The following is a 10,631-nucleotide window of genomic DNA, read 5'->3' as shown; positions in this document are numbered from 1 at the left end:
GCCAAAGACTTGCATGTGTTAAGCATTCTGTCAGCGTTCATCCTGAGCCAGGATCAAACTCTTCATTCAATATATCTTCATATATTTTATTTCACCTTCGTCTTGACGAGAATCATTTTGATTCTTGACTTACATTTATCTTTTACACATTGTTGCTTCTTCTATTCTTATCTCAATTGTCCTGCGACACATTTCGTATCGACAGGATATATATTATCATAATTAGATTTCTTTGTCAACTACTTTTTTTCATTTTATTTGGATTTTTTCATATTTTTATTCGTAGTCTATTTTTTATTTCTTAGAAAATACCTTAAATTTGCTATTTCATGCTAAATCCCATTTAAATAACGAATTTTTTACAAACTTTTCTAATAAAGGATATAAACCTAATATTTTCAAATAATTAAAATATAATTTTCATTTTTTAAACATAATCTAGTATAAACTAATCCGTCAGAGCATTTTTCTATGCTGGCAAAACTGTTTGATGTCAGTGCAGAAAAATGTTGTAAACTAGCTATAGGTTATTACACAGCAATCTTGCCACAATTTTAATTATTAGGATAAACCTTTACTGCAAGATAAGGATTTGCGACAATGAGCAATCCTACAAAAATAAAAAAGAAAAAATATTTATTAATCAAAATATACAAAAAACAATAAAAAACAATTTAGTCGAATGATTATGAATTAGCTATCAAATAACCCTATTATAAAAATTTATTCCTATTTTTAAATGGGGTTTAGTATAACTTTATTACTAAATATAAAAAAAATTATGTATATAAAAAAGGAATTTTTCTAATTATGGTAAATAGAAAGTTATTCCTTTTAAATTTTATTAATATTTTAATTGCGAATAAACTTCATAGCCTTCAAGAAATTCCCGTCCTTTCAAATCGGATAACTCTATCATGAATGCTAATTCGTACACTTTTGCTTCTAATTTTTCGACTAATTGAACCATTGCTTTGGCGGTTCCCCCTGTGGCTAGCAAATCATCCACTATTAATATTTTTGAATCTTTTTCAAAGGCATCTTTGTGAATTTCTATGCTATTTTTACCGTATTCTAAAGAATATTCTATGCTTTCAACTTCTGCGGGTAATTTGCCAGGTTTTCTTGCGGGAACAAATCCCGCTCCGATATTGTAGGCTATTGCAGCTCCGAAAATAAACCCTCTTGCGTCAGCTCCCACTACATAGTCTATCCCTTTATCTTTATATCTGTCTGTAAAATCCTTTATAATGATTTCCAATCCTTCCTTATCTTTTAGTGCTGTTGTAATATCTCTGAATATTACTCCTTTTTCTGGAAAATTTTCTACTGAACGGACTAATTTTTCTATTTTTTCTTTTTCTTCTATTTTCATTTTTTCTTTTTCCTCTTTTCTAAAATTATATAATTAATAATAACTCTACTAAAACTAAACTTAAAAGTTACCGCTTTTCTTAAAATCCTAAATTTACTTAGTTTGCATCAGTTCAATTTTCAAAAAATTCAAATATATAATTAAACTTCTTAATTACAATAAATTATAAATTATGTATAAATTTTAAGTCTATCTAAATATTTCTAATTATTCATTCCACAAACTTCCCAAATAAGTTTCAACTTTTTCTCCATCCATTAGTCTTAATAAGTTTTCTTTAATATTTGGGTAAATTGTCATTGTTTTCAATTCTTCTTTTGTTACAAATCTTAAATCTGTGAGAACTGCTTCTTCTCCTAATTTAATGATGTCATTATTTTTATTGTTACGATGTATTCTAAAAAATAAATTCAAAATATGTCGCTCCTTGTCTGGAAAAATTGTTTCTGAAAAAAACAGAAATTCATCAACTTCTATATCCATATTTGTTTCTTCCTTGTATTCTCGTACAAGGGCTTCTTTAGAAGTTTCACCCCAATCATTTCCACCACCGGGAATAAGCCAGTATTTTTTATTATTTTTGTAATGTTGAATTAACAAAATTTTATCATCTTCTATGAGAATTCCTGCCACACGTATTCGTGGTCTCATTTCTTCCATTTTCTCTCCTTATTTTTCTTTTTCTTCTTCCTGTTCAATAATAATCGCCCTTACTCTTTCAACACGCTTATTATCCACATCGGTAACTTTCAATATAAAATTATTTTCCTTTACCTGATCAAAAACATCGGCAACTTTTCCCAGCTTATCTTGAATATATCCTGAAATAGTGTCATATTCTTCAGATAATGGAATTTCTATTCCCAGCTTGTCATTGATTTCTTCGATAGGTGTATCACCTTTTATATCAAATATTTTTTCACGAATTTGCTGAATGTTTTCCTCTTCCTGATCAAATTCATCTCTTATTTCTCCAACAATTTCCTCCAGCAAGTCTTCAATCGTTACAATTCCCTGTGTTCCGCCGTATTCATCAATAACTATTGCCATATGAAGCTGCTTTAACTTAAATTCTTCCAATAATTCAACTAACGGCTTCGTGATCGGAACAAAATAGGCTTCTTTCATAAAGTCCTTTATTGGCGGATTTTCCCCAGTCTGCTTATCATAACGGAGTAAGTCCTTCATATGTACTGTTCCTACAATTTTATCAATTGTTTCAGTATAAATCGGGATACGTGTGAATCCTTGATCCAAAATCTCATTCCACACATCGTCAATTTTGCTTTCTGCTTCCAACGCAAAAACATCTCTTCGAGGTGTAAGTATCTCCTTGACTGTCGTTTCTGAAAATTCAAAAATGCTGGTAATCATTTCCTCTTCGCCTTCTTCAAATACACCGCTTTCTGTTCCAGCTTTTAAAAACGTCAAAATTTCATCTTCTGTTATTTCAAACATCTGATCTTTTACTTTTATTCTGAATATTCCGACAATAACTCTTGAAATATGTATAAATAACCTAATCAGCGGCTTTAATACAATCCGTACTGTATTTAGCGGTATTATTAAAGTTTTGGAAACTCCATAAATATTGTTTCTGGCTATTAATCTTGGAATCATTTCAGAAAACAAAAGAACAAAAATAATTAATACAAAAAATGAAATTCCAATATAAAGATTTTCTGTATATATTTTTTTTATTAAATAAACTCCTGAAAAAACCATGGATGAATATGAAATTGTTTTTATAAATAACAATGTTGTGAGTAATTCATTTGGATTTTCAATCCAAAATTTTAAAAGTTCACTTTCCTTAGTTTTTTCCTTTTCTTTTGAATCACTTTTTAAATGAATTTGCTTTAATGATGATAATGCTGATTCGGCAGCGGATAGAAACGATGTAAGAAATAATAAAATCAATAATAGAATAACATCTAACAAAATCCTCTTCTCTTCCAAATTTATCCCTTCTTTATTTTTTAAATTTATAATTAGTAGTAAAATAACTTTAAAATCAAACTCAAATAATCTTGATAAGATTTAACTATTTTTTATTTTTAAAATATTACTCAATAATCATCAATGCCTGCCCTTTTTTTATACTGTCTTTGTCGTTTACCAGTATTTTTTTCACTTTTCCTGAAACTGTTGATTTTACTTCATTCATAAGTTTCATCGCCTCTACGATACAAAGTGTCTGCCCTTCTGTAACAGAATCTCCTTCTTTTACAAATGGAGCGGCTGTTGGTGATGGTGAAGCATAAAAAGTTCCAACCATTGGTGACGTAATTTGTGTCCCTGAAATTTCTTCAGGAGAGGCTTCCTGTACTGGTGCAGGTTCTACTATTTCTTGAACCTGTACTTCCTGTGAAACGTTTGACGGTACTGCAGCCATAGGTTGAGCCATTGAACCGTTAAAAATAACATTTCTTTCTTTTCTTTTTTTTGTTAATGATATTTCAAAATTGTTATCTTCGTACTTCACTGATTCAATCTTATTTTCATTCATACTTTCAGCTAATTTTTCAATAAATTTAATTTTATCTCTCATTAGTTTTCTCACTTTCTTTTTTATTTATTTTCAAAAATTTAATTGTCTATTTTTTGTTTATAAGACTTAAATGTATTTTTTATCAGCATTGCAATTGTCATTGGGCCAACACCGCCGGGAACTGGAGTAATAAAAGATGCTTTTTTAGAGACTTCCTCAAAATCCACATCTCCCCACAGTTTTCCATCCACACGGTTTATTCCGACATCAATTACAACGACACCTTCTTTTACGTCAGTTGTCTTCACTAATTTTGGAGAACCTGCAGCTGCTACCACTACATCGGCTTTTTGCAATTTTTCAGATAGATTTTTTGTTTTTGAATTACATACCTGAACTGTTGCACGTTTTTTTATAAGTAAAAGTGTCATTGGTTTTCCTACAATATTACTTTGCCCAATTACAAGGACATCTTTTCCTTCCAAGTCAATATTGTATTCTTCAAACATCTGAATCACTCCAGCCGGTGTGCAAGGTAAAAACCCTGTTTCATCTCCAATCATCATTTTACCAATGTTTGTTGTATGAAATCCGTCAACATCCTTTTCGGCTGAAATTGCATTTATAACCTTCAAACCATCAATATGCCTTGGAATTGGTAATTGTACCAGAATTCCGTCTATATTACTATCATTATTTAATTTTTCAATTTCTAAAAGCAAACTTTCTTCTGAAATATTTTCATCAAGTCTAATTGTTTCAGAATGAAATCCAACTCTCTCACAAGCTCTTATTTTGTTTCTTACATAAATTTGTGAAGCAGGATTTTCTCCTACTATAATTACCGCAAGTCCAGCTTTTCTGCCAGCTTTCTTTTCCAGCTCACTATGCTCCTGTTCAATTTCTTTCAAAATTTTTTCTGAAAGTGCTTTTCCATCCATTATAGTCATAGCTTTCCTGCCGAATTAAATTCAGCAGGTTCTCCTTTCAATATTATATTTTTTCACTCATATTATTTATTCGCCAGAAATTTAATTCCTGTAACTTTGCTGAAATATCCATGTCTACAACTTTCACATTTTCATCTAATTCCAATTTATAAGTTGTCATATTAAGTATTGCAGAAATTCCACTTTTTACAAGCCCTTCTGCCGCAATTTGTGCCTGTTCCTTTACAACTGCCAAAATAGCCATATCAATTCTTGTGTCAGAATCATTCTTCATATTTTTTATAAATTCACCAACATTCTGTATATCCTGAACGATTAAATTGTTTGCTGTTATTTTTCCAATTTTATTCTTATCCTTGTCAAATATCCCAACAATTTTAAATCCTTCACCTAGAACATCAAGATTTGAGGAAATCATTTCTCCCATTTTACCATGTCCTACAATTATAACATGGTTAATTTTATCAATTCCAAGAATCTTTGTAATAATTTCTATCAGATTATCTATATCATAACCTTTCCCTCGTACACCAAACTCACCAAATGTTGATAAATCTTTACGTACCTGAGCAGAAGTAGTATTCATAATTTTGGCAAGTTCGATGGAATTTATTTCGCTATACTGTTTTCGGACTTCTTTTAGAATAGATAGATATTCTGTTAATCTTTGTACAACTCTTTCAGAAATTTCCAATTTTTTTAATTTCATATTTCCTCCTATGAAAATCAGAAAATTATAACCTAGCCTTTTCTTCTCATTTTAAACTAGAATCGCTATATAATAATTTTTCTCCAATTACCATTTTACGTCCATTAATAATATCTACTCCCTTTTGAAGTTTTTTCCCTTCAAATTTTGCCTCCAAAATCAATAATCCTCCATTTGCAACTTTTACAACAGGCCCTTTTTTATTGATAATTTCGACAATTGTACCATTTTCTACTTCATCTTCATATTTTTTTTCAATTTTTTCACTTTTGTAAATTTTTATGTTTTCGCCTTTTTCGTTGAAAGTATGTGCCGCTGGAAATGGGTTTAATCCTCGAATCTGATTGTAAATAATTTCTTTTGTGTTATCCCAGTCGATTTTTGCCTGCTCCTTTGTAATCGGCTTTACTAAAGTGGCTTTGCTATCATCTTGCTTTTCCGCCTGAACTTCTCCATTTTCAATCAATTTTAACGCCTTTTTAAGTCCAGCTGCTCCCAAATCCTTTAATTTATCATGCAGAGTTCCAAGTGTATCATCTTCTGTAATTTCACAATATTCCTTTAAAATTACATCTCCAGAATCAAGCCCTTCCTCAATATACATTATGCTCACGCCTGTTTCAACATCACCGTTTAAAATGGCAGAATGGATAGGCGAGGCTCCCCGATATTTTGGTAAAAGTGAAGAATGCACGTTTATTATTCCATATTTTGGAATATCAATTATTTCTTTTGGCAAAATTTTTCCATAAGCTACAACTACGATTAAATCAGGATTTATTTCTTTAATTTTGTTTACAACTTCTTCATCCTTCATTTTTTTTGGCTGAACAATTTCCACATTATTGTCAATTCCAAATTGCTTTACAGGGGAAAATATGATTTTATTTCCTCTAGCGTTTCTTTTGTCCTCTTTTGTAAAAATAAGCTGTAAATCAGTATTTTTAAACACAATTTCCAGACTCGGTATCGCAAATTCTGGCGTTCCCATAAATATTGTCTTCATTTAATTTCTCACTTTCCTGACTTTATTTGTCCAAGTCCCTGTAAATTCTGCCTTTTGCAAAATCTTTCTTTAGAACATCTAATTTTTTAGCAACTAATCTTTTATTCATAACCGAAAGTTTGTCTGTAAATAAAATTCCTTCTATGTGATCAAATTCGTGCTGAAATGCCCTAGCCCACATTTCATCCAGTTCTTCAATGACTTCTTCCCCATTTTCATTCAAATATTTCACTTTAATTTTTGCAGGACGGTTTACTTTCTTAAAAACTCCAGGAATGCTCAAGCATCCTTCCTCCATATCTGCAATTTCCTCAGAAAACTCCAAAATTTCTGGATTAACAACTTTTTTCACAACTCCGTCATGTTCCAGCACAAAAAATCTCTTGGCAATGTCCACCTGATTTGCAGCAAGTCCCACTCCATTAGCCTTTCTCATAAGGGCAACCATTTCATCCAGAGTTTCCCTTACATTATCATCAACCACATCAACTTTTTCCGATTTTTCACGTAAAGTTGGGTGTCCATATAAAACTATTTTCATTTTTGTTTTTTCTCTCCTTATTAAACTCATTAGTCTCCATTTTATTTTATCATATTATTTGATAAATTTTAATACAAAACATCAATTAATTTTTTATTTATTATTCCTCAATTTTCTTAAGTCCCAATTTCGTTTCCGACACAAGCACTGCAAAAAGAACCAGTCCAGCCCCAACTGCCACTCTAAGCGATAATCTCTCACTTAGTATAAAAAATGCAAAAAGTGGCGCAAAGAGCGATTCCGTTGACATTAGTATTGAAGCTCTTGTGGAAGTTGTGTATTTTTGGCAAAATGTCTGCAACACTGTTGGTATCGCTGTTGAAAAGATTGTTAAATAAATTATTGCAATTAGTGTCATTCCGGCAGGCTTTTGAATTTTGTTCACATCTGAAAAAATAAAAAGATTTACAGCAAACAATATTCCAGCCACAAACATCTGCATAACAACAAGCTTTAACGGCTCAACTTTTTTGCTGAAATATCCATTTGTAGCAATCTGTCCTGCAAAAAATACTGCACTTATAATCGTCAGAATATCCCCAAAATTAAGATTTGCAATATTCAGCTTCCTGTCAAAACTTATCACAGCAACTCCCAGTACACAAATAACTGAAGCCAAAAATGCAAAAATATCAGGACGCTTTTTATGCAAAAACCAAAAAATATAGGGAACAATTACAACGTTAATCGATGTAAAAAAGGCATTTTTACTGGCAGTCGTGAGCATTGCCCCATAAGTCTGGAAAGCATATCCAAAAAACTGAAAAATACCAACTATTAATCCAGCCAAAATATCCTTTTTCGTAAATCTGCCAACTTTCTTAAAGAAAATCCCGTAAAGAATAATCCCTCCCACAAGAAATCTAATTGCTGACAAATAAAACGGATCAATCCCTGTATTCAACCCAATCTTCACAAATACAAACCCAAGTCCCCAAAATATCCCTACAAAAAGTAATCCAAAATCTGCTAAATACTGTTTCACAAAATTCTCTCCTTACTGTACTTTAATCTGCATTATTAAAAAACTTCTTATAAATATCCATTTTCAAAAATTCATTTTCTATTTTTCCGTCATTCTTTTCCAAATATTCCATTACAAAATCACGTACAAATTTGATTTCTTTCACATTTTTTACAATGTCCGTAAAAAGCATGTCAGATACTCCACTTTGCCTTGTTCCCAAAATTTCTCCTGAATTACGTAATTTCAAATCTTCTTCTGCGATTTTAAATCCATCTGTTGTTTCTTCCATAACTTCCAGTCTTTTTACTGAAATTTCATTTGTTGTTTCGGATTCTAAAAAGCAGTAGGACTGGTATTTCCCACGACCAACTCTTCCTCGAAGCTGATGAAGTGAAGAAAGTCCAAATCTTTGAGCGTCACGGATTACCATAATTGAGGCATTTGGAACATTTACTCCGACTTCGATTACTGTTGTGGAAACTAGAATATCAAGTTCGTGATTTTTAAACTGTTCCATAACTTTCTGCTTTTCCTTGTAAGTTTGCCGTCCGTGCATAAGTCCGATTTTTCTATTTGGAAAAATTGCAATATATTCTTCGTATGTTTCCTGTGCTGATTTTACATTCAGGCTTTCACTTTCCTCAATTAACGGTGACACTATGTACACTTGCCGTCCATCTTTCATTTTTTTTTCCATAAAGTTATACATTTTTTGTCTGTCAATTTCATTTTGTATCCATTTTGTCTTAATCGGACTTCTTCCAGCAGGAAGTTCATCAATAATTGACACGTCCAAATCTCCATAAATTGTAAGCGCAAGCGAACGTGGAATCGGAGTAGCACTCATAACAATTAAATTGGCAAGATTTCCCTTATCACATAAAAGTTTTCGCTGTGTTACCCCAAACCTGTGCTGTTCATCAATTACAATTAATCCAAGATTTTTAAAAATCACATTGTCCTCGATTAGAGAATGTGTCCCAATTACAATGTCAACAAGCCCTTCTTTTATCTCGTTCAGCAGTTTTTCCTTTTTCTTTCCCTTCACACTTCCAGTCAAAAGCTCCACTCGTATGTCAAGATTCATAAATTCATCTACAATTCCTAGATAATGCTGTGTAGCAAGAATTTCTGTCGGTGCCATAATTACGCCCTGATAATTATTTTCAACCATATAAAGAAGCATTATAAATGAAACAATCGTCTTTCCAGAACCAACGTCCCCCTGAATCAGCCTATTTACAATCTTTCCAGCCTTTAATTCAGAATAAATCTCCTTTATTACACGCTTCTGTGCTTTTGTCAATTCATAATCCAAACCCTTTATAAATTTGCTCACAAGACTTTTATTATCTTCAAGTTTGTAAATATTCTTATTTGCCTTGTCAACGCTAAAACGATTTTGTAAAATTCCCATTTCCAGAAGCAAAATTTCCTCCAGCATAAATCTTTTCCGTGCTTTGCTTTGTTTTTCTTCGCTTTCTGGAAAATGAATATTTAAAACTGCCTCTTTTCTTCCAAGCAGTTTCTCCTTCTGCAAAAATTCCTTTGGTAGATTTTCCTGCAACAAATATCCGTAATCCATTAGGGTATTTTCCATAACTTTTCTGATTGCCTGCTGTCTAAGCGACTCGGTAGACGGATAAATGGGTAATATCTGCTTTTGTTCCTGTATATCAAAACTAGCTTGATTGATTTTTTTGTATTCAGGATTTACAAGTTGAAATTTTACAGTCTTTCTCACTTTCCCATAAACTGTAATCTCATCTCCAATGTGAATACCATTTTTCACAAACCTGTTATTAAACCACACAAGCTCAATCATTCCGCTATCATCACTTAAAACCGCCCTAAACATAGTCCTTCCAGCCTTTATATACTGATTAACCACATTCACAACCGTCCCCTGTAAAATCACAAATTCATCCGCCAGAATTTCTCCAATCTTCTTATGATTGCTCCTGTTTTCATAAGCCCTCGGGAAAAAATAAAGCAAATCATAAAGTGTAAAAACTCCCAATTTCCTGAATTTTGGAATATTTGTTTTTGTAACTCCTTTTATTTTCACATTTTCTAAATTTTCATAAAGCAAGTTATATGTTTTCATAGCCATTTCCGCCTTATTTTAATATCTTCAAACAAAAAAATTAATTAAATAAAATAATTTTTAAGTTTGAATTTTAATAATATTTTTCAATGTTTGTATGTTTTATTCCTATTTCTTCTATATCATTACTAATAATAATACCACAATTTATGGAAATTTTCCATATTTCGAAAAATAAAAACTGCCCTAAGTTTTAAGACAGTTTAACTAATTTTTTCATTTATAAGCATCTTTTTTTCGCGACAGAGTAAAAAATATAGGGGCAGTCATTAAATACCGCAACAAATCTTTTTTGACTGCTTTTTTTAAAATATTTTACTTTGTGATATTTCTTTCAAAACTTCCCTAATCGGACATTCTCCTCCTCTCAAATATGGAATGTTTGTGCTTTTTCCTGTTTCATTAACAATTTCTGGCAAGCATTCCATCTCTATTACTTTTTCTAGTGAACTCGTTCTTTTGCCGCTAAAGTACAATTCATACGC

Annotated in this window: 10 protein-coding genes and 1 pseudogene; all 11 read right to left on the bottom strand. The window is 31.5% G+C overall.

Annotation, left to right across the window (positions count from 1 at the left end):
• Positions 1–844 precede the first annotated feature (844 nt).
• The gene (locus tag K324_RS0104080) at positions 845–1,375 is read right to left on the bottom strand and encodes an adenine phosphoribosyltransferase (protein ID WP_026748043.1); all 531 of its coding nucleotides are present in this window, start codon (positions 1,373–1,375) and stop codon (positions 845–847) included.
• Positions 1,376–1,582: 207 nt separating this feature from the next.
• On the bottom strand, positions 1,583–2,035 hold the full coding sequence (locus K324_RS0104075) for an NUDIX domain-containing protein (RefSeq protein ID WP_026748042.1): 453 nt from the start codon (positions 2,033–2,035) through the stop codon (positions 1,583–1,585).
• 9 nt (positions 2,036–2,044) lie between these two features.
• Positions 2,045–3,334, bottom strand: a complete 1,290-nt coding sequence (locus K324_RS0104070) for a hemolysin family protein (RefSeq protein ID WP_026748041.1) — start codon at positions 3,332–3,334, stop codon at positions 2,045–2,047.
• A gap of 106 nt (positions 3,335–3,440) precedes the next feature.
• Positions 3,441–3,926, bottom strand: coding sequence for an acetyl-CoA carboxylase biotin carboxyl carrier protein (accB, locus tag K324_RS0104065; RefSeq protein WP_026748040.1), 486 nt, complete (start codon positions 3,924–3,926; stop codon positions 3,441–3,443).
• A 38-nt stretch (positions 3,927–3,964) separates the two neighbouring features.
• Positions 3,965–4,816 (bottom strand): bifunctional methylenetetrahydrofolate dehydrogenase/methenyltetrahydrofolate cyclohydrolase FolD, encoded by an 852-nt coding sequence (gene folD, locus K324_RS0104060; RefSeq protein ID WP_026748039.1) that lies wholly within the window; start codon positions 4,814–4,816, stop codon positions 3,965–3,967.
• A 43-nt stretch (positions 4,817–4,859) separates the two neighbouring features.
• The gene (locus tag K324_RS0104055; RefSeq protein WP_026748038.1) at positions 4,860–5,525 is read right to left on the bottom strand and encodes a redox-sensing transcriptional repressor Rex; all 666 of its coding nucleotides are present in this window, start codon (positions 5,523–5,525) and stop codon (positions 4,860–4,862) included.
• A gap of 46 nt (positions 5,526–5,571) precedes the next feature.
• Positions 5,572–6,531 carry a methionyl-tRNA formyltransferase gene (gene fmt / locus K324_RS0104050; RefSeq protein WP_026748037.1) on the bottom strand — a complete coding sequence of 320 codons (960 nt, stop codon included), beginning with the start codon at positions 6,529–6,531 and terminating at the stop codon, positions 5,572–5,574.
• Positions 6,532–6,553: 22 nt separating this feature from the next.
• Positions 6,554–7,072: a peptide deformylase gene (def, locus tag K324_RS0104045; RefSeq protein ID WP_026748036.1), complete on the bottom strand. Its 519-nt coding sequence runs from the start codon at positions 7,070–7,072 to the stop codon at positions 6,554–6,556.
• A gap of 100 nt (positions 7,073–7,172) precedes the next feature.
• On the bottom strand, positions 7,173–8,057 hold the full coding sequence (locus K324_RS0104040) for a DMT family transporter (RefSeq protein WP_026748035.1): 885 nt from the start codon (positions 8,055–8,057) through the stop codon (positions 7,173–7,175).
• Between the two features lie 22 nt (positions 8,058–8,079).
• Entirely contained in the window at positions 8,080–10,146 is a 2,067-nt protein-coding gene (gene recG, locus K324_RS0104035) for an ATP-dependent DNA helicase RecG (protein ID WP_026748034.1), read from the bottom strand.
• Between the two features lie 305 nt (positions 10,147–10,451).
• Positions 10,452–10,631 (bottom strand): annotated as a pseudogene (locus tag K324_RS14255) (ISLre2 family transposase); the annotation flags it as partial.

This window comes from Leptotrichia trevisanii DSM 22070 (assembly GCF_000482505.1).
Classification (GTDB): Bacteria; Fusobacteriota; Fusobacteriia; order Fusobacteriales; family Leptotrichiaceae; genus Leptotrichia; species Leptotrichia trevisanii.
The sequence above is the reverse complement of the archived record's forward strand: the minus strand, read 5'-3'. Positions and strand labels throughout refer to the sequence as shown.

Bases quoted from the DNA above. Each gene is read 5' to 3' on its own strand.
- folD (WP_026748039.1), bottom strand. From the start codon at position 4,816: ATGACTATAATGGATGGAAAAGCACTTTCAGAAAAAATTTTGAAAGAA.
- recG (WP_026748034.1), bottom strand. From the start codon at position 10,146: ATGAAAACATATAACTTGCTTTATGAAAATTTAGAAAATGTGAAAATA.
- fmt (WP_026748037.1), bottom strand. From the start codon at position 6,531: ATGAAGACAATATTTATGGGAACGCCAGAATTTGCGATACCGAGTCTG.
- accB (WP_026748040.1), bottom strand. From the start codon at position 3,926: ATGAGAGATAAAATTAAATTTATTGAAAAATTAGCTGAAAGTATGAAT.
- K324_RS0104055 (WP_026748038.1), bottom strand. From the start codon at position 5,525: ATGAAATTAAAAAAATTGGAAATTTCTGAAAGAGTTGTACAAAGATTA.
- K324_RS0104075 (WP_026748042.1), bottom strand. From the start codon at position 2,035: ATGGAAGAAATGAGACCACGAATACGTGTGGCAGGAATTCTCATAGAA.
- K324_RS0104080 (WP_026748043.1), bottom strand. From the start codon at position 1,375: ATGAAAATAGAAGAAAAAGAAAAAATAGAAAAATTAGTCCGTTCAGTA.
- def (WP_026748036.1), bottom strand. From the start codon at position 7,072: ATGAAAATAGTTTTATATGGACACCCAACTTTACGTGAAAAATCGGAA.